This window comes from Rahnella sp. GSA61A, from assembly GCF_019969905.1.
Classification (GTDB): Bacteria; Pseudomonadota; Gammaproteobacteria; order Enterobacterales; family Enterobacteriaceae; genus Rahnella; species Rahnella aceris.
Window position 1 is genome coordinate 1 of the sequence record NZ_JAHXYO010000003.1, and the last position, 19595, is coordinate 19595.

Consider the following 19595-nt stretch of genomic DNA (forward strand, 5'->3'; position numbering starts at 1 on the left):
GGACATGGAACGAATGCTTGCCGAGGTCAATACCGATGAGCGTAACGTTTTGCATGATGATCCCCTTCAGAAAGAAAAACACCCTGTCAGCGTACCGCTCACAGGGTGGGGGTGACCATCTTATTAAGCCAGAGGATTTCTCCTCCGGCTTTTCTGCATAATTCCCCGGGGGAAATTACAGACCGTACACCAGGTTTACAGACGTCACGGTGTCGGTTTTATCCGGCGCACTGGCTGGTGGTTTGGTGTTATAGGTTACGTCATACGCCACTTTCAACGAGAAGTGGGAGTTGATCGCAACGGTCAGCGCGGTTTCTGAGTTCAGCGTAGTTTCGTCGTTCGCTAATACAGAAACACCCTGCGTGAAGCGCGCAGTGTCGCTGATCTGGTAACCGTAAGTGCCTGAAGCGTAAGCCAGCGCACGAGTGGTGTTACCGCCCTGTTCGAATTCATCATGACGAACACCAGGACCTGCTTCCAGGTTCAGCGTATGAACCGGGCCGCTCCAGATCTGACGACCATAACCGACAGCGCCCACAGTCCGCGAACGGTAACCGTTATAACGGTCGCTCAGCCAGCTCCCCTGACCGAAAATATAGTTCGCGTTGTCAAGGTTATAACGCGTACGGGCACCGGCCTGATACTTCTCGGATGAACGCACACCGGAAGAAGAGGTGTTACGCGCAGAACCCCACAGGCTGTTAGCCGTGTTGGTATCAAACCAGGTCATGGTGGTATCAGCATTCAGCGTGGAGTTGCTGGTGTTACCGGTTTGCGCACTGTAACCCGCCTGAATATTGCCCTCGAACGGCTTTTTCGCCTGAGCCGGATCATCTAACGCGGTGAAGATGGTGGTGTCTGCAAGGCTTGAAATACTGAACAGCGCTGCACCGCAGACTACGGCACAAGCTGGTAAACGACGTACAACCCGAAAAAACATTTTGTTTCCCCAATAAGACTTAAGGCAAATAACGAGACTGGAACCACACGATTTATGCCATTAATTAGGATCCGTTAATCAAGCCTGGCAACTCCATTTCGATGGCATATGCATACAAATATTTCTACCGCAACAAATATAACGCACTCAGCCCGGAATATCTTAATAAAGCGGCTTTTTTGGATAGTTCCGAGTGACATATATTTCCGGCAATAGAAACATACAAAATCATTACCCTTTCTTGCATTGATTTCTTATTTCAATGAGGAATGGAAATGGTTCATTACGCGCCACACTTTACGTCTTCCCGCCACTTTGGTTCGAAATATTGCGAGCCGGCAGCGTACAGATTTCCGCCTAACTCGTCGCTGAATCTTGTCCTTTTGAGCGATGCGGGGTAGTTTTGTGCTGATAACGTCTTATTTTTGCCTCGGGTTCCTCGAAGGCAGCCTTCAGGAGGAGTGGTCATGGCTTTACAACAAGAGATTATTCAGGCTCTGCACGTCAAACCCCACATCGATGCCGCACAGGAAGTTCGTGTCAGCGTCGATTTTCTCAAAAGTTATCTGCTGGCCCACCCGTTCATCAAGACACTGGTTCTGGGTATCAGCGGCGGGCAAGATTCTACTCTTACCGGCAAACTTTGCCAAACAGCAATTAGCGAATTACGCGCACAAACAAATGATAGCGCTTACCAGTTCATTGCGGTGCGCTTGCCATATGGCGTGCAAGCTGATGAATCGGACTGCCAGGATGCCATTGCGTTCATCCAGCCAGATCAGGTTCTGACCGTTAATATCAAGAATGCCGTCCTGGCAAGCGAAGCGACCTTACGTGAAATCGGTATCGAACTGAGCGATTTCATTAAAGGCAACGAAAAGGCCCGCGAGCGCATGAAAGCGCAGTACAGCATCGCCGGGATGAAAAAAGGCGTGGTGGTCGGGACTGATCATGCTGCCGAAGCCGTGACCGGTTTCTTCACTAAATACGGTGATGGCGGCACGGACATTAACCCGATTTTCCGTCTGAACAAGCGTCAGGGAAAAGCCCTGCTCAAAGAATTGGGTTGCCCGGAACATCTCTATACGAAAGCCCCGACCGCTGACCTTGAAGATAACCGCCCTGCCTTGCCAGATGAAGCCGCACTCGGCGTAACTTACGAACTGATCGACGACTATCTGGAAGGCAAGAAAATCGACGATAAATATGCCACCATCATTGAGGGCTGGTACCTGCGCACTGAACATAAACGTCAGCCGCCGGTCACGGTGTTTGATGATTTCTGGAAGAAAAAATAAGTCTTTCGTCACCGCTTAGATCACGGACACCTGCGGGTGTCCGTTTTTATTCACAGCGCCCGCCGGTCTGATTATCACAAGCTTCTTTCCATTCATTAACGAAATCATTACCCTTAGCCTCCTTTCGGATGACTGACAGTGATGTTTTCAATGCAAAAATTCCTTTTCCTGCTGCTGAGCATGGTGCTGCTTGGCCCTTTAGGTATTGATTTGTACCTGCCCGCCATTCCCGCCATCGCGCTCGGTTTACAGAGCACCGAGGCGGTCATTCAGTCCTCGATTTCATTATTTATTCTGGTGATGGGGCTGGGACAACTGGTGGCCGGTCCGCTGGTGGATAAATTTGGTCGTCGCCCGATCGCCATTATCGGCGTCATGGTGTATCTGGCAGGGGCGATAGTTGCCGCGACCTCCGTAACACCGTGGATGTTTTTATTATCCCGCGTCATTCAGGGACTGGCAGTGTGCTGCACTTCCGTGGTGATTTTCAGCGGCGTACGCGACCGGATGAGTGGCAACGATGCCGCCCGTGCATATGGTTTCCTCAATGGCACGCTGAATATCATTCCGGCACTGGCACCGCTGATCGGTGGCCTGATTGCGCAATATTATGGCTGGCGTGCGCCGTTCTGGGCATTAACCGGTTATACACTGGCTGTCTTACTGCTGGTTATATTCAAACTGCCTGAGACTCGCCCTGCTGATACGCAGACCAACACCGGCCTGCCATTCCGTCAGTACGCCCGCATTTTATTCAATGCGCGTTTCATTACTTTTGCTCTGGTGAATGCAGGTGCAATGGGTATGGCGCTGACGTATGTCTCACTGGCGCCGACCGTTTTGATGAACACTGCCGGGCTGACGCCACTGCAGTTTTCACTGGTATTCGGCGCAAACGGATTCTGGATCATGGGGATGAGCTTTATCGCCAACCGGATTATCCGCAAAGTGGGGCGTCCGGTATGTCTGAAAACAGGCGGCATCCTGATGTTTATTGGCTGTCTCGGGCTAATCGCTGGGATCACGCTGGTTCCGCCTGCGGAACAAACAGCAACCTGGCTGTATATGGTGCCAGTCGCCAGCGCCTGTGCCGGTCTGGCTTTCCTTATGGGCCCGGCCACCAGTTATGCGCTGGAACCGTTCTCCGGTGAAGCAGGCGTGGCTTCGGCACTGGCAGGTTCGGTGCAAATGGCGGGCGGTGCACTACTTGGTTTTATCGCGATGGCATTACCGTTGCAGCCTAAGCTGAGTCTGTCGCTGGTGATGCTGGCAGGAGGATGTCTGGCGATGCTGGCTCGACGCGCCAGCAAAAAATCGACGGGCCAGCTGACCCGCCTGGGACAGTAATACGTTTTTTAACCGATTGTCGACACCGGTACGCGGGGTGCCAGCGCACTCAGCAGTTCGTAACCCAGCGTACCGGCCGCTGTTGCCACGTCATCCACCGGTAAATTATTCCCCCACAACTCAACCGGCGCACCCATCTGCGCCTGCGGGCATGGCGTTAAATCCACAGCCAGCATATCCATTGAAACCGTGCCCGTCGTCGTCGTTCGCACGCCGTCTACCCAAACCGGTGTACCGGAAGGCGCATGGCGCGGATATCCGTCCGCATAGCCACAGGCCACCACGCCGATACGCTGAGGACGAGTTACACTGTAACGCCCGCCGTAACCCACGCGCGCACCGGCGTTAAGTTCCTGTACGGCAATCAGCTCACTTTTAAGCGTCATTACCGGTTGCAGACCGGTATGCGCAATATCTTTCCACTCACCGCTTGGCGACGCGCCATAGATAATAATTCCCGGACGGATCCAGTCATGATGTGTATGCGGATGCCACAGCGTCGCAGCGGAATTGGCCAGACATCGCGGGCCGCGAATGTTTTGCCCGGCGAGGTTAATCACACTCATCTGCGCATCGACACCTTCCACACTGTCAGCGGTGGCGAAATGGCTCATCAGCGTGATTTCCCCCACCTGCTTCAGCTCACGTAACTGCTGCCAGACAGCACCGGCGCGCTCAGGCGCAAAACCCAGGCGGTTCATGCCACTGTTTACTTTCAGGTAGATACTGACCGGCAGGCTGATGCTGGCCTGCGCAAGGGCTTTTATCTGCCATTCGCTGTGTACGGCCGTGGTCAGGCGATATTTATCAACAATAGCCAGATCCTCTGCGGTAAAAAAACCTTCAAGCAGTAATATCGGTCCCTGCCAGCCGGACTCACGCAGTAAAATCGCCTCATTGAAATCGAGTAAAGCGAAACCGTCAGTGGCGGATAAACTGCGCCAGATACGGGATATACCGTGGCCGTAGCCGTTGGCTTTCACCACCGTCCAGACTTTACTGTTGGGGGCAAAACCGCGAATGATGTTCAGGTTTTGAGTTAACGCAGACTGAGACAATGTGGCTGAAATCGGGCGAGGCATACCAGCTCCGGCAATAAGCAAAGTAAAAACCATGCGGTATCAAACCCCGCATGGGATCGGATTACAGCAGGTTCAGCCTACCGGATGCATTTTGTGCGGGCCAGCCGGACGGGCAATGAAATCCGGGCTGTAACGCTCAACCGAGAGATCATCGGATGGGATCGCAGGCGTCACGCCGGACATAATGTCCGAGAGCAACTGCCCGGAGCCGCAGGCCATCGTCCAGCCCAGCGTGCCGTGGCCGGTATTGAGATACAAATTCTTAATGCGCGTACGCCCGACAATCGGCGTGCCATCCGGCGTCATCGGACGCAACCCCGTCCAGAACGTGGCCTGTTCGACGTTGCCGCCGTTCGGATAGAGATCTTTGACCACCATCTCCAGCGTTTCGCGGCGCGCCTGCGCCAGCTTCAGGTTGAAGCCGACAATCTCCGCCATACCGCCGACGCGGATGCGGTCATCAAAACGGGTGATAGCAATTTTATAGGTTTCATCAAGTACGGTAGACACCGGCGCAGAAGCCGGATCAGTAATCGGAATCGTCAGGGAATAGCCTTTCAGCGGATAAACCGGAATAGAGACCAGATCACGCAGCAACGCGGTGGAATACGATCCGAATGCCACCACGTATGCATCCGCCCTGACGAACTCATTGCCACACTGCACGCCAGTGATTTCGCCATTTTCAATATGCAGCTTATCCACCGTGCGGTTAAATTCGAAGATAACTCCCGCCTGACGCGCCATGTCTGCCAGCTTGCGGGTAAACATCTGGCAGTCGCCGGTTTCATCATTGGGTAAACGCAGGCCGCCGGTCAGTTTGTGCGCAACCTGAGCCAGCGCCGGTTCTGCAGTCGCCAGCTGGCTGGATTCGAGCAACTGATACGGCACACCGGCGTCTTCCAGCACCGCAATGTCTTTGGCTGCGCTTTCAAACTGCTGCGCGGTGCGGAAAAGCTGCAACGTGCCGCCCTGCCGACCCTCGTACTGAATGCCGGTATCTTCGCGTAACGCTTTCATGCAGTCACGGCTGTATTCCGCCAGACGCACCATGCGGCTTTTGTTGGTCTGATAGTGGTCCATGTTGCAGTTACGCAACATTTGCCACATCCATTTAAGCTGGAACTGTGTTCCGTCGAGGCGAATCGCCAGAGGCGCGTGCTTCTGGAACATCCATTTGACGGCTTTGACCGGAACCCCCGGAGCCGCCCACGGCGCAGCATAGCCCGGTGAGATCTGTCCTGCATTACCCGCACTGGTTTCTTCTGCCGGGCCGGACTGGCGGTCAATAACCGTCACCTGATGACCCGCTTTAGCCAGATACCATGCACTGGCGACACCGACCACACCACTGCCTAAAATCACCACACGCATATCGACTCCACTCCACGACAAAACAAAGCATAATATTCTGATGACAGGAAATTAACCTGACTAAGAAAAATCACCAACACAGGCACTCACAACCGTGAGGTCTTTCACATTTATTTATCGTTCATGACAGCATTTATTTCAATAGCCAGAAATAAATAACGATATTCCGCAACATTCCGGCCATGCGGCAAGAAATTTATGGCGTAATGACAGCATTGATTGCATTGATGTCACAAGACTCCCGACGCATCAGGGGCAGTTTTGCTGCAGGTTTTTATTCTTGTATACAAGCCAATTGTCGGAATAAAACACCACAAAAAAACAGGCATGTGATATTCCCTCACGCTGCGCGGAGAATTGACGTTCAGGTTGAACGGGGATTTATAAAACGAGGCAAAGCCGAAGTGGCTGCGTAAAACATTAAGGCCACTATTCATAGTGGCCTTATATTGCGGGAATTTACCGGCGTAACAGAAAAAATCAGGCAGACGTCGTTTCCAGTCTCATCAGAGAGACAGGTTTAAACAGGCCCGTCTGCCCTTCCAGTTGCACACAACTTTCGCGGCGAATTTCTTCCGGTGAACTCGATTTCACCCTGAACGCGGTAATTTTGCCGGTAACGCCCGTTTCGGCATCCATTACACGAACGCCCTGGCCGATACGATTTCTATATCTATCATAAGTAAAGGTATTTACCATTTTCTTGACCTCCTAAAGCATCAATAACAAACAATAGCGGGTTAATGCTATACCCGTAAAAATTAAGTTTCAATATATAAACCCTGCTAAGTATCAGGTTAAATTTCATACCCTGTCCCGCCACGTTGCCATTTTAAAAATGTGACTCATATCGCAACGACGCAATTACTGACCTACACTTCAATCGGTTTCTGTTTTGCACCGTTCATTTCAGCAATTTTCAGCAATAAGGAGTCGATTGTGAATAACTCAAACTTTCTGAAGCTTAAAGATGGTACACAACTTTTTTATAAGGATTGGGGCAGCGGACAGCCGGTGGTTTTTAGTCACGGCTGGCCCCTGTCGTCGGATGCTTTTGAAGATCAGATGCTGTTTCTGGCAGAACATGGTTATCGCGTTATTGCCCACGACCGCCGCGGACACGGGCGTTCTTCTCAGTCATGGGAAGGCAATAATATGGACCAGTACGGAGATGACATGGCCGAACTGACGGCTTATCTGGATCTCAAAGACGCGATACACGTCGGGCACTCTACCGGCGGCGGCGAAGTTGCCCGTTATATTGGCAGGCACGGCACCTCGCGGGTGGCAAAAGCGGTATTAATTGGTGCAGTGCCACCGATTATGATCAAAACAGATTTCAATCCCGGAGGATTACCTCTTTCTGTTTTCGATGGTATCCGTGGCGGTGTGACGAAAGATCGTTCCCAATTTTTCCTGGACTTGCCCGACGCATTTTATGGTTTCAACCGCCCCGGTGCTGAGGTGTCAGAAGGTTTACGCCAAAGTTTCTGGCTCCAGGGTATGCAGGGTTCAATAAAAGCACTTTATGATTGTGTTAAAGCGTTTTCTGAAACCGATCAGCGCGAAGACCTGAAGAAGATGACGATCCCGACGCTGGTGATTTACGGTGATGATGACCAGATTGTGCCACCCGCTTCCTCCAGCGAAGCTGCGCTTAAGTTGTTGCCAAATGGCAAAGGTAAGGTTTATGCGGGCGCATCTCATGGTCTGTGCAGCACACACAAGAATCAGATAAATCAGGATTTGTTAGAATTTATCCGCAGTTAATCCCCCTCTGTTTGCGCCTGTCTCCTGATATTGTTCGCCCAAAGCCAGACTGTACGCGGCTTTGGGCTCTTTATTGCCCGCCGATTGACAGTCTCCGGCCTTAAGGATATAGATTTGTTGAGGAATGGATTCATGGTGTTTATCTAACGACACACTCAGATTGAGCTACGATTATCAATGGACGTGCGAAATCTTAAGAAAAGGTTGTGAATCAAACACTCTGTAGCGTCCATAACTGAATGAGGGTGCGGCTTATGACGACAGTGACCCAAAAGCAAAAAACTGAGGACAAACGTCTTAGCGATGGACCGGACTGGACGTTTGAGTTATTGCAAACCTATCTCGAAGAGATTGACCGGGTGGCGAAGTCCTACCGGCTTGAAACTTATCCGCATCAAATCGAGATCATCACTTCCGAACAAATGATGGATGCCTATTCCAGCATTGGCATGCCGATCAATTACACTCACTGGTCGTTCGGGAAGAAATTCATCGAAACCGAACAGCTGTATAAGCACGGACAACAAGGTCTGGCGTACGAAATCGTCATTAACTCCAACCCGTGTATCGCTTATCTGATGGAAGAAAATACGATCACCATGCAGGCGCTGGTGATGGCCCATGCCTGCTACGGGCATAACTCTTTCTTCAAAAATAACTATCTGTTCAGAAGCTGGACCGATGCCAGTTCCATCGTCGATTACCTGCTGTTCGCCAAGCGTTATATCAGTGAATGCGAGGAACGCTATGGTGTCGATGAAGTTGAACGGTTGCTGGATTCCTGTCACGCGCTGATGAATTACGGCGTTGACCGCTATAAACGTCCGCAAAAAATCTCCCTGCAGGAAGAACTGGCGCGGCAAAAAAGCCGTGAGGAATACCTGCAAAGTCAGGTGAATTCTCTGTGGAAAACGCTGCCACGCAAAGACAGTGTAGACGCACCAGAACAGGCGCGACGTTTCCCGCCGGAACCGCAGGAAAACCTGTTGTATTTTATGGAAAAAAATGCACCTCTGCTGGAATCCTGGCAGAGAGAAATTTTGCGCATTGTGCGTAAAATCAGCCAGTATTTTTATCCGCAGAAACAAACTCAGGTCATGAACGAAGGCTGGGCGACATTCTGGCATTACACCATCCTGAATCATCTGTATGACGAAGGAAAAGTCTCCGACCGTTTCATCCTGGAGTTCCTGCACAGTCACACGAATGTGGTGTATCAGCCGCCTTATAACAGCCCGTATTACAGTGGTATCAACCCGTATGCTCTGGGTTTCGCGATGATGCAGGATATCAAGCGTATCTGTCAGGAGCCGACGGAGGAAGACCGTTACTGGTTCCCGGATATCGCCGGTTCAGACTGGCTCGACACGCTGCATTTTGCGATGCGTGACTTTAAAGACGAGAGCTTCATCAGCCAGTTCCTGTCACCGAAAGTGATGCGTGATTTCCGTCTGTTTACGGTGCTCGATGACGATCACAATAATTATCTGGAAATCGCCGCGATCCACAATGAGGAGGGCTACCGTGCAATCCGTCAGGAGTTGTCGGCGCAGTATAATCTGAGTAATCACGAACCGAATATTCAGGTCTGGAATGTGGATTTGCGCGGAGACCGCTCGCTGACATTACGCTACATTCCGCAGGACCGGGCACCGCTTGATAAAAGCCGCCGTGAAGTGATGAAACACGTCCACCGCCTGTGGGGCTTCGATGTCTTTATCGAGCAACTCAATGAAGACGGCAGCGTCGAGTTACTCGAACGTTGCCCGCCACGTCCGACACCGCTGTAAAATTTCCATTTTCAGGCATTAAAAAAGGGCGCTAAGCGCCCTTTTGTTATTACTGGCTCCCTCAATCCTTCAAATTATATCGAGGCAGCCAACGATGAGACTGTTTGAAGGATAAAGGGAATTAACGATGTTTTTGTTCGGCCAGGTCACCCGGCATAGCACCCTGCATGCTGTGCCAGATTTCACCGCTCTGACGGCCATAATTTCGCACACAATCCACAATCTGCTCATAGCTTTTCTCGTGGCAGATATCAGACAACTTTTTATAGAAAGTGATCGCCAGTTTGCGCGCTTCAGGATTGGAGAAGTAATAGCGTCCGACGCGCGTATAAAGACCGCGCAGTCCGTTGATGATCAAACCATAAATCGGGTTGCCAGAGGCGAATGCCAGACCACGGAAAATGCCGTAATCGAGCGCCGTAAAGGCTTCGGCATGATCTTCAACCTGAGTCGCTTTCGCGAGAACCTGTTGGGTTTCTTCCGGGTTGGTACGCATCGCCTTGCGGATAAAGATCGTCGCGATGTTGGTACGCACAGACAGCAAATTATCAATCAGCTGCGGTACGCTGTCATGATCCAGACGCGCCAGCGTTTCAAGAATATTCAGGCCGGATGTTTCCCAGAAATTATTCACTTTCGTCGGTTTACCGTGCTGAATGGTTAACCATCCATCGCGGGCAAGCCGCTGTAACACTTCACGCAATGTGGTTCGGGTTACACCAATGAGTTCTGAAAGCTCTCTTTCAGCAGGCAAAATTGAACCCGGAGGGAAGCGGCTATTCCAGATACTTTCGATGATATACTCTTCGGCAAAACCGGCAGGACTTTGTGCCTTAATAACCATGTGTTTGTCGTTCCGTGTGGGGCTTTTATTAGGGATATAGTTCATCTCATCATACCAGATGAAAATGCCCTGTTATAGCGTCCCGACGGAAGTAATGTTGAAACTGTGGGTGGGCTGACAGAATTTCACATTTTTCATGGATTTATTGCATCGCCCTTTATTATTGAAAAATCCAGTCAGACGATTAAACTTACCTATCTTTTTGAAACATTAATAAAATATATATAAAGGACCTTTGGGCAATATGGAAACAACCTACAGCCGCGCATTCATAAAGAATTTTCTTGGCCAGTCACCAAACTGGTACAAAATAGCAATTCTGGTTTTTCTGATTGTTAACCCGCTGATTTTCTTCCTCATCAGTCCCTTTATCGCGGGCTGGTTGCTGGTGATTGAGTTCATTTTCACATTAGGTATGGCGCTTAAATGCTACCCGCTTCAGCCGGGTGGATTGCTCGCCATCGAAGCCGTCATGATCGGCATGACCAGCGCAGGACGGATCCGCGAAGAAGTGTCTGCTAATCTGGAAGTCATCTTGCTGCTGATTTTCATGGTCGCTGGCATCTATTTCATGAAGCAGTTGCTGTTAACCGTGTTCACCAAATTGTTGTTGAATCTGCGCAATAAAATTGCCCTTTCACTGGCGTTTTGTTTTGCTGCCGCCTTTCTTTCCGCATTCCTGGACGCACTGACCGTTATTGCCGTGGTGATCAGCGTTTCAGTGGGCTTTTATTCCATTTATCACAACGTTGCTTCAAATCAGAATGAAAATACTGAGGTCAATGACGACAGCTCTTTTACCGGCAATCAGCAGCATCAGGCTGTGCTTGAACAATTCCGCGCATTTTTACGCAGCCTGATGATGCACGCTGGTGTCGGTACCGCGCTGGGTGGCGTGATGACGATGGTTGGCGAACCGCAAAACCTGATCATCGCGAAAAGCGCAGGCTGGCAATTCATCGATTTTCTGATCCGTATGTCACCGGTCAGCGTGCCGGTCTTTTTCTGCGGATTTATCGTATGTGCGCTGGTAGAACGCTTCCGCTGGTTTGGTTATGGTGCGCAACTGCCACATCCGGTGTATGAAGTGCTTAAAAAGTTTGATCAAAAGAACAGCGAGAACAACACGAAGCAGGAGCGTATAAAACTGGCTGTGCAGGCGGTGATTGGTGTGTGGCTGATTGTTGCGCTGGCATTCCATCTCGCTGAGGTTGGCCTGATCGGCCTGACGGTGATTATCTTTGCAACCGCGTTATGTGGCGTGACGGATGAACATGCCATCGGCAAGGCATTCCAGGATTCACTGCCGTTCACTGCCCTGCTGACGGTATTTTTTGCCATTGTTGCCGTGATCGTCGAACAGCATCTGTTCAGCCCGATCATTCATTTTGTGCTTCAGGCTGCACCGTCCAACCAGCTTTCACTCTTTTACCTGTTCAACGGTTTGCTCTCATCGGTTTCAGATAACGTTTTCGTCGGTACGGTCTACATCAATGAAGCCAAATCGGCGCTGGAAAATGGCATTATCGATCTGAAACAATTTGAGATGCTGGCCGTGGCCATTAATACCGGCACCAACCTGCCTTCAGTGGCGACACCCAATGGTCAGGCAGCCTTCCTGTTCCTGCTGACTTCTGCCCTTGCACCGCTGATCCGGCTTTCTTACGGAAGGATGGTCTGGATGGCATTGCCGTACACTGTGGTCATGACACTCGTCGGCCTGTTGTGTGTTCAGTATCTGTTGCCCGATATGACCCAGTGGTACAGCGACATGGGATGGCTGAGTTTGCCCCCGGTAACTGAGATCATGCCGGTGCATTGATGAAGGAAAGATTGAGTCAGTAATCTCCTGTAAGCACCTTCACTCAGGAAATTACAGAATTTAAAGTCGAATTGTCCGATTTATATTAATTATTTACCGAATATTGATTCGGACAGGCTGGCAGCAGCAAGCAATTGGTTTACACTGCGTGTCAGTAGCTAACTGCAGGGAAAAATTTTCTATGTTGCAATATCTTAACCGCTGTTCACAAGGTCGCGGTGCATGGCTTCTGATGGCTCTGACTGCACTGGCACTTGAGCTGGTTGCATTGTATTTCCAACACGTGATGTTACTTAAGCCCTGTGTCATGTGTATTTATGAACGTTGTGCTCTGATGGGTATTCTGCTGGCTGGCCTCGTCGGTGCTATCGCACCTTCCACATGGTTACGCTATGCCGGGATCCTCATCTGGCTCTACAGTGCTTACGAAGGTATCCGCCTGTCATGGGAACACACCATGATTCAGTTGCACCCTTCTCCGTTCGCCACCTGTGATTTTGCCGCGCGTTTCCCAAGCTGGTTGCCACTGGACAAATGGTTCCCGTGGATGTTTATCGCCAGCGGTGATTGTGCAGAAAAACAGTGGGAATTCCTGTCACTGGGCATGCCACAGTGGCTGGTCGTGATTTTCAGCGTGTTTATGGTGATTGCTGTTCTGGTGCTGCTGGCTCAGTTCGTTAAACCAAAACGTCGCGATTTATTTGGTCGTTAATTCAGTCCTTGCTGACACGGAAAAGCGCCTCTGATGGCGCTTTTTTTATGTCTGTGGAGGAGAAGATGTTTTCCAAAACAGACGTGATGTATTATCTGCAGCGCCCGGTCAACACGGGCTTTCTGCCTCTGTGCTTTTTATTACCATTATTGGAACGTGCAATGAAAAATCTTCCCGTCTGGGCCATTTGGATCATTTGTGTTGGAGCCTGCGTCGCCTTCTGGGTCGTCGCTGGTTTCGTGTTATACGGTCTGTTTAAATAAAATTTAAACATCAGGGATAGAAATCGACAGTGACGTTTAACGGAAATGGAATGACAGGTATTAACGCGGGTGCAATGGCGGAGTTCCATTAATCCCGGCGTTGCTTTTGATCAGAGGTAAGATTCCCCCCTTCCCCCTTCTGCACACAACACACTGCACAAAAAAAGACCTACGTTTGTAAATTCGTCAATGCATTCTATGCTACGAGGGCTAAAAGATTTATCAGAGGAACAAAAATGTTCATTAAAGGTTTTTCAAAAGGCTTTTTCATCGCAATTCTTTTTATCGTAACTTTGGCTTTTTTCGATGTATTAAGGCCTTACTACTCTTCCGTACTATGGGCCATTATTCTCGCCGTCATCTTCAATCCGTTAAAAAATCGGCTGAAACAGGTTGTCGGTGATCGCAACGGTGTGGTCTCTCTGCTGACCGTTTTGATTATTTGTCTGATTGTCTTCACCCCTCTGGCGATTATAACCTCGTCGCTGGCACTTGAATTCAATGCGGTTTATACCAAACTGCAGGGAAATCAGACACAGCTGCCCGTGATCCTGGCGGATTTCATCCATCATTTACCACGATGGGCACGGCACTTCCTGTCAGACCATGATCTCGACAGCACCGCTGAGATTCAGAAAAAACTTTCTGATGTGGCACTGCAAGGTAGTCAGTATCTGGCTGGCAGCGTTTTCGTAATAGGTAAGAGCACATTCGGCTTTGTCGTGGGTTTCGGCATCATGCTGTATATCCTGTTCTTCCTGATCAAGGATGGCGCTTACCTGGTCAATCTGACACTCGCCACCCTGCCGTTGTCACGGTATGTAAAGCATCATCTGTTTATGAAGTTTGCAGCAGTTTCTCGCGCGACAGTAAAAGGCACCGTTGTGGTGGCGGTTGTACAGGGCGCGCTGGGCGGTATTGCGTTTTACATCGCCGGTCTGGACGGAAGCCTGCTTTGGGGTGCTCTGATGGCGTTCCTGTCGATCATTCCGGCAGTGGGTTCAGCCATTATCTGGGTGCCTGCGGCGATTTATTTCTTCGCCTCCGGGATGCTGTGGCAGGGGATCTTTATTGTGGCCTTCTTCGTGGTGGTCATCGGCATCGTGGATAACGTGTTACGTCCGCTGCTGGTCGGCAAAGACACCAAAATGCCGGATTATCTTATCCTGGTCACCACACTTGGCGGTATGGAAGTGTATGGCATCAATGGCTTCGTGATTGGCCCGCTGATTGCCGCGTTATTCATCGCCTGCTGGAACATTCTTTCCGGCCGGGATCATCAGAACAATACCGATGAGATTAATGAAGACTTTATCGAAGAAGGGAAAAACCATCCAGATGCCTGAGGCTCTCAGCAACTGCGACAATCCACCGAGTTTTACCAAATATGATTATGAAGTTTTCATAACCTGGCGTAGAAATAAGAAGCAATAGATACTCTTTGTCTGAAGGGGCAATGAATGAAAAATATCATCTTAAGTATGGTCGCAAAAATCTCCCACATGGAAGCGGATTCCAAGCAACTTACCGCACAGGTTGAGGCTCAGTCCCTTTTGCTGAGTGCTATATTTTTAACTGTCGGCAAAAATGGCGGCCCCCAGGAAATTATCGAAAGCGTGAACAAAGCCATCAACTCAGTGCTGGACTCTGCTGATGAGATGCTTAAATCAGACGCTAAGATTTTGTTCGAGCAATTCCAGGCACTCATTGAACTGACCCGACTGATTGATAAAGAAGATCCTGAACTGGATGCCGAAGCACTCAGCGCCATGAACGGTGTCAGACCCGACTCTGAGATTTAGTGTAAAAATTCGTAATAAAAAGCCCCGGCAATGATTGCCGGGGCTTTTTGTTTTCTGATTGCGGGCAAAATCGGTTATCTGGCCCAGCTTGGCTTATTCAGGATGTGATCCTGCCAGTCTTCAACGTCGTCTTCGCGCACGGCGATGTAGCGTACGGAGATCTGCGCTGTATGCATGGCCGATTTCGATGCTTTGTTCAGCAGCGGATGCCAGGGAAGCAGCGGGCGTCCTTCGCCGATCAGGCGATAGGCGCAGGTTGGCGGCAGCCAGTCGAAGGTTGTCAGGTTTTCGCGGGTCAGTTTAATGCAATCTTCTTCCAGCGTGAAACGACGTTCATAGTTACGACACTGGCAAGACTTGATGTTGAGCTGGTTACAGGCGACGTTGGTGAAATAGATTTCATCGGTGTCTTCGTCGATCAGCTTATGCAGGCAGCATTGTCCGCAGCCGTCGCACAATGCTTCCCATTCTTCGTCGGTCATTTCAGACAGCGTTTTGTGCTGCCAAAAAGCGGGTTCAGTCATAATGTGCATCCGGTATAAAGAAAATGAGGGTGCTTATATAGACGCTTTAGCCTGCAGATGCAAGTAAAGCCGCCGGAAATGGGTTCCGGCGGAGAGGAAAAACGCCGTCAGATCACGCGGGAACTTACCTGTTTACCATTAAGTGTAGCCACAATTTCATCACCCGCTTTTAGCGGGCCGACGCCGTGTGGTGTACCGGTCAGAATGATATCGCCCGCGCGCAGCGTGAAGAAGCGGCTCATATAGGCAATCAGCGGCAGAAGCGGCGTCAGCATATCGCGGGTATTCCCGCTCTGACGCACTTCTCCATTGATCTCTAACCGCAGTTCAGCCTGTTGTGCATCACCAAATTCACTTACCGGAATAAATCCGCTCATCGGGCAGGAACCGTCAAACCCTTTGGCTTTTTCCCAGGGTTGTCCGGCTTGTTTGAACGTCGACTGCAAATCCCGCAGCGTCAGGTCAAGTGCCAGCCCGTAACCAGCGATAGCATTGGCGACGCGATCTTCCGTCGCCTGCTTCAGTGGTGTGCCGATAAGTACCGCCAGTTCGACTTCATGATGTACCGCACCGAGATCCTTCGGGATGACGATGGGTTGGCGGAAATCGCACAAAGCGGTTTCCGGCTTGATAAATAACACCGGTTCCGCCGCTTTCTGCCCGCCCATCTCTTTAATATGATCGGCGTAGTTACTGCCGACACACACGACTTTGTTGACCGGAAAATCCAGTAATGCGCCGTGCCAGTCTCTGTGTTGGTACATACAGCTACTCCTTGAAGTTAGGAATTTCAGCCGCTGAACGGATTATGCGGTGCTGGCGCTAACGGTGCAGAAGGCGCCGGAGTTGTCGCCGGTGCTAAATCGCCGGAAACCACCGGTGACTGCGAGCCCATAATACCATCCGCCATCATGCCGATACTCAGCGCGAAATAGGTTGAACGGTTCCAGTGCATGATCGTACGGAAGTTATCGTAAACCAGGAACGCGCGCCCCTGCGTGTCATCCGGTGTGATAATCCATGAACGGGTCGCTGTCGACATTAGCGGGCTGCCGTCAACTTGCGTCACGCCGCGCTGCTGCCAGTAGCTGGCCGGATGCATCTGGTTATTTTTCAGCCCCGACAGAGCGCCATCAAAGTTAGCCGGTAATTTCACTTCCTGGCCCCAGCCCTGATCGCCTTTCCAGCCTTCTTTCGCCAAATAATTGGCCGTGGAAGCAAAAACATCATCGGTGTTTGCCCAGATGTCTATCTTGCCGTCGCCGTTACCGTCAGCGCCGTAAGTCAGATAAGAACTTGGCATAAACTGCGACTGCCCCATCGCACCCGCCCAGGAACCTTTCATCATGTCGCTGGTGGCTTTACCGGAATCGACAATTTTAAGCGCCGACATAAATTCTTTGGTGAAGAAGGCTTCACGACGTCCTTCGAAGGCCAGTGTGGCCAGCGCAGAGAATACATCCTCTTTACCCTGAATTTTGCCGAAGCTGCTTTCCATCGCCCATAACGCCACAATGTACTGCGGCTGAACCCCATAACGTTCGCTGGCTTTTGTCAGCGCAGGCAAATTACTCTGAAGCTGTTCCTGCCCCTGTTTAATCTTCCATTCAGGCAGAACGCGTGTCAGATAATCGTCGAGGGTAATTTTCTTTTCGAGCTGATTGCGATCTGAATTGATCACGCGGTCAACAAAATGAATGTTGGCGAAGGTGCTGTCGATGGTCTGCTGGCGGATCCCTTGTGAGAGCGCCTGTGCTTTGAGTTGTTCGACATAAGCCGGGAATTCCGCGGGGTCCCGCCCCTGTTCAGCCAGAGACGTTTTGCCAGAAGGCGCTGCCGGTGCGGCAGCAGCAGGCTGTGTTGCCGCAGTGGATGGTGTAGAGGGTTGCCCTGAGGTAGCTTTCTGTGCTGCACAACCACTGAGGATGATCAGCGGTGTTAACACGGCCAGTGCCGACAATTTCATCAATTTCTTCCTTTTGACTTCTGCAAGTGATTCATCGCTATAAGCTTTGAGCACGACCAAGATGAATGCAAGTCATGCCGTCTGAAAGTTCGAGGAGTGCCGAGACAAATGTCAGGAATGCGTTATTTACTGGCGTCGTTCAGATGAATATTCAATAAACTTTCTACCGGCGGTGGAACCTGCAGATAATAACCCTGCTCTTCCAGCGACTGACGCACTTTAGCAATATCTGCTGTGGCAAGTTTTTCACGGTTTGCCAGGTTTAGCATCATTGAGAACTGAGGCACGCCAAAACCTTTGAGTAATTCTTCAGGCACACGGGAAAAATCGTCTTTTTTTTCGACATACAGATAAGTCTGGTCGCGTTTAGTACTTCTATAGATCACACAAAGCATTTTTTTAACTCTATTTTATTGAAACGGTGGCTTGCCTAGATATAACTGTAACTATAACATGCTTATCGTACATCGGAATATCGCCCCCCGAGTGGTATTCCGGGGATTTAGAGTTGCTGAGACTGAGTCAGGATAGATGTCACAATCGCCAATAGAACTAAAAGGCAGCAGTTTTACCTTATCGGTTGTTCATTTACATAGTTCACAACCTGAGGTTATTTACCAGGCATTACAGGAAAAAGTGGAGCAAGCTCCAGCCTTTTTGAAAAATGCCCCTGTTGTTATCAACGTTGCCTCACTGACCGGTGAAGCAAACTGGAAAGACATTCAACAGGCTGTCGCTTCTGCAGGCTTTCGCATTGTTGGCATCAGTGGTTGCAAAGATGAGGCGCAAAAACGCGCACTTTCCCGCACCGGTTTACCGCTGCTGAGTGAAGGCCGCGCACAGCGTATCGCTGCAGAACCACCGGTTCCTGTCGTGCCCGACAATGCACCGGCTAAAACCCGCATTGTCAGTACTCCGGTCAGATCCGGCCAACAAATTTATGCCCGTAACAGCGACCTCATCGTGACCAACAGTGTCAGCGCAGGTGCGGAACTGATTGCCGATGGCAATATCCACATCTACGGCATGATGCGAGGCAGAGCGCTGGCTGGCGCAGCAGGCGATGCAAATTGTCAGATTTTTTGCACGCAGTTAGGCGCTGAACTAGTCTCTATCGCAGGGCAATACTGGTTGAGTGATCAAATCCCGGCCGATTATCTCGGTCAGGCAGCGCGCCTCAGCCTGTTAAATAATGTGTTAACCATACAACCTTTAAACTAAGCCCTTTTGACAAGGAATCCATTCATGGCACGCATCATAGTTGTTACATCGGGTAAAGGGGGCGTTGGCAAGACCACTTCAAGCGCGGCCATTGCTACCGGTTTAGCTCAAAAAGGCAAAAAGACTGTAGTTATCGATTTCGATATCGGTCTGCGTAATCTCGACCTGATTATGGGCTGTGAGCGCCGGGTGGTTTATGATTTCGTTAACGTGATCCAGGGTGATGCCACGCTGAATCAGGCGCTTATCAAAGATAAACGCACCGAAAACCTGTTTATTCTTCCGGCTTCGCAAACACGTGATAAAGACGCACTGACCCGCGAAGGCGTTGAGAAGATCCTGAACGATTTAGCCGAAATGGAATTTGATTTCGTGGTGTGCGATTCCCCTGCGGGCATCGAAACCGGCGCACTGATGGCGTTGTATTTCGCCGATGAAGCCGTGATCACCACCAACCCAGAAGTCTCTTCCGTTCGTGACTCCGACCGCATCCTGGGCATTTTGTCTTCAAAATCTCGCCGTGCGGAACAAGGCTTAGAGCCTATCAAAGAACATCTGCTTCTTACCCGTTACAACCCGGGCCGTGTCAGCCGTGGCGACATGCTGAGCATGGAAGATGTGCTGGAAATCCTGCGTATTCCTCTGATCGGGGTTATCCCGGAAGATCAGTCTGTACTGCGTGCGTCCAACCAGGGCGAGCCGGTCATTCTGGATCAGGAATCCGATGCAGGGAAAGCGTATGACGATACTGTCAGCCGTCTGCTTGGGGAAGAACGTGCATTCCGTTTCATTGAGGAAGAGAAGAAGAGTTTCCTGAAACGCCTTTTTGGGGGATAAACC

20 protein-coding genes are annotated in these 19595 nt (G+C 50.5%); 11 read left to right on the forward strand and 9 right to left on the reverse strand.

What is annotated here, in order from left to right; all coding sequences use genetic code 11:
- Positions 1-175: 175 nt before the first annotated feature.
- Positions 176-940, reverse strand: a complete 765-nt coding sequence (locus LC431_RS04310; protein ID WP_013575345.1) for a YdiY family protein — start codon at positions 938-940, stop codon at positions 176-178.
- A gap of 467 nt (positions 941-1407) precedes the next feature.
- Here LC431_RS04310 and nadE point away from each other — a divergent pair, with 467 nt between their 5' ends.
- A complete protein-coding gene (gene nadE / locus LC431_RS04315; protein ID WP_013575344.1) occupies positions 1408-2238 on the forward strand; it encodes an ammonia-dependent NAD(+) synthetase in 831 nt (276 codons plus the stop codon).
- A 150-nt stretch (positions 2239-2388) separates the two neighbouring features.
- Positions 2389-3585 (forward strand): multidrug effflux MFS transporter, encoded by a 1197-nt coding sequence (locus LC431_RS04320; protein WP_037034912.1) that lies wholly within the window; start codon positions 2389-2391, stop codon positions 3583-3585.
- Between the two features lie 8 nt (positions 3586-3593).
- On the opposite strand, the gene dadX is transcribed toward LC431_RS04320, so the two are convergent.
- The 3 genes from dadX to ydfZ all read right to left on the reverse strand — a co-directional run bounded on the left by dadX (position 3594) and on the right by ydfZ (position 6740).
- Complete coding sequence (gene dadX / locus LC431_RS04325; protein ID WP_013575341.1) at positions 3594-4667, reverse strand: catabolic alanine racemase DadX; 1074 nt, start codon at positions 4665-4667, stop codon at positions 3594-3596.
- Positions 4668-4739: 72 nt separating this feature from the next.
- Positions 4740-6041, reverse strand: coding sequence for a D-amino acid dehydrogenase (locus LC431_RS04330; RefSeq protein ID WP_013575340.1), 1302 nt, complete (start codon positions 6039-6041; stop codon positions 4740-4742).
- Positions 6042-6521: 480 nt separating this feature from the next.
- Positions 6522-6740, reverse strand: coding sequence for a putative selenium delivery protein YdfZ (gene ydfZ / locus LC431_RS04335; protein ID WP_013575338.1), 219 nt, complete (start codon positions 6738-6740; stop codon positions 6522-6524).
- Positions 6741-6980: 240 nt separating this feature from the next.
- Between ydfZ and LC431_RS04340 the strand changes: the two genes are divergently transcribed.
- Together LC431_RS04340 and LC431_RS04345 are read left to right on the forward strand one after the other, a co-directional pair.
- On the forward strand, positions 6981-7811 hold the full coding sequence (locus LC431_RS04340; protein ID WP_013575337.1) for an alpha/beta fold hydrolase: 831 nt from the start codon (positions 6981-6983) through the stop codon (positions 7809-7811).
- A gap of 254 nt (positions 7812-8065) precedes the next feature.
- Complete coding sequence (locus tag LC431_RS04345; protein ID WP_013575336.1) at positions 8066-9601, forward strand: SpoVR family protein; 1536 nt, start codon at positions 8066-8068, stop codon at positions 9599-9601.
- 121 nt (positions 9602-9722) lie between these two features.
- On the opposite strand, the gene fadR is transcribed toward LC431_RS04345, so the two are convergent.
- The gene (gene fadR, locus LC431_RS04350) at positions 9723-10445 is read right to left on the reverse strand and encodes a fatty acid metabolism transcriptional regulator FadR (protein ID WP_013575335.1); all 723 of its coding nucleotides are present in this window, start codon (positions 10443-10445) and stop codon (positions 9723-9725) included.
- 244 nt (positions 10446-10689) lie between these two features.
- Here fadR and nhaB point away from each other — a divergent pair, with 244 nt between their 5' ends.
- The 5 genes from nhaB (at position 10690) to iraP (ending at position 15044) form a co-directional block, all read left to right on the forward strand.
- Positions 10690-12267 (forward strand): sodium/proton antiporter NhaB, encoded by a 1578-nt coding sequence (gene nhaB, locus LC431_RS04355; RefSeq protein ID WP_013575334.1) that lies wholly within the window; start codon positions 10690-10692, stop codon positions 12265-12267.
- A gap of 181 nt (positions 12268-12448) precedes the next feature.
- Positions 12449-12979 (forward strand): disulfide bond formation protein DsbB, encoded by a 531-nt coding sequence (gene dsbB / locus LC431_RS04360; protein WP_013575333.1) that lies wholly within the window; start codon positions 12449-12451, stop codon positions 12977-12979.
- 65 nt (positions 12980-13044) lie between these two features.
- Positions 13045-13242, forward strand: coding sequence for a hypothetical protein (locus LC431_RS04365; RefSeq protein ID WP_013575332.1), 198 nt, complete (start codon positions 13045-13047; stop codon positions 13240-13242).
- Positions 13243-13478: 236 nt separating this feature from the next.
- On the forward strand, positions 13479-14588 hold the full coding sequence (locus LC431_RS04370) for an AI-2E family transporter (RefSeq protein ID WP_013575331.1): 1110 nt from the start codon (positions 13479-13481) through the stop codon (positions 14586-14588).
- Between the two features lie 114 nt (positions 14589-14702).
- A complete protein-coding gene (gene iraP, locus LC431_RS04375; protein WP_013575330.1) occupies positions 14703-15044 on the forward strand; it encodes an anti-adapter protein IraP in 342 nt (113 codons plus the stop codon).
- Positions 15045-15118: 74 nt separating this feature from the next.
- Here the strand turns inward: iraP and LC431_RS04380 are convergent, their stop codons facing one another.
- The 4 genes from LC431_RS04380 to LC431_RS04395 all read right to left on the reverse strand — a co-directional run bounded on the left by LC431_RS04380 (position 15119) and on the right by LC431_RS04395 (position 17929).
- On the reverse strand, positions 15119-15568 hold the full coding sequence (locus tag LC431_RS04380; RefSeq protein ID WP_013575329.1) for a YcgN family cysteine cluster protein: 450 nt from the start codon (positions 15566-15568) through the stop codon (positions 15119-15121).
- A 107-nt stretch (positions 15569-15675) separates the two neighbouring features.
- Positions 15676-16332, reverse strand: a complete 657-nt coding sequence (locus tag LC431_RS04385) for a fumarylacetoacetate hydrolase family protein (protein ID WP_013575328.1) — start codon at positions 16330-16332, stop codon at positions 15676-15678.
- A gap of 26 nt (positions 16333-16358) precedes the next feature.
- Complete coding sequence (locus LC431_RS04390; RefSeq protein WP_119261578.1) at positions 16359-17534, reverse strand: lytic transglycosylase domain-containing protein; 1176 nt, start codon at positions 17532-17534, stop codon at positions 16359-16361.
- A 122-nt stretch (positions 17535-17656) separates the two neighbouring features.
- Positions 17657-17929 (reverse strand): YcgL domain-containing protein, encoded by a 273-nt coding sequence (locus tag LC431_RS04395; protein ID WP_013575326.1) that lies wholly within the window; start codon positions 17927-17929, stop codon positions 17657-17659.
- A 136-nt stretch (positions 17930-18065) separates the two neighbouring features.
- Here LC431_RS04395 and minC point away from each other — a divergent pair, with 136 nt between their 5' ends.
- Together minC and minD are read left to right on the forward strand one after the other, a co-directional pair.
- A complete protein-coding gene (minC, locus tag LC431_RS04400; RefSeq protein ID WP_013575325.1) occupies positions 18066-18755 on the forward strand; it encodes a septum site-determining protein MinC in 690 nt (229 codons plus the stop codon).
- 24 nt (positions 18756-18779) lie between these two features.
- Positions 18780-19592: a septum site-determining protein MinD gene (gene minD / locus LC431_RS04405; RefSeq protein ID WP_013575324.1), complete on the forward strand. Its 813-nt coding sequence runs from the start codon at positions 18780-18782 to the stop codon at positions 19590-19592.
- Positions 19593-19595 lie beyond the last annotated feature (3 nt).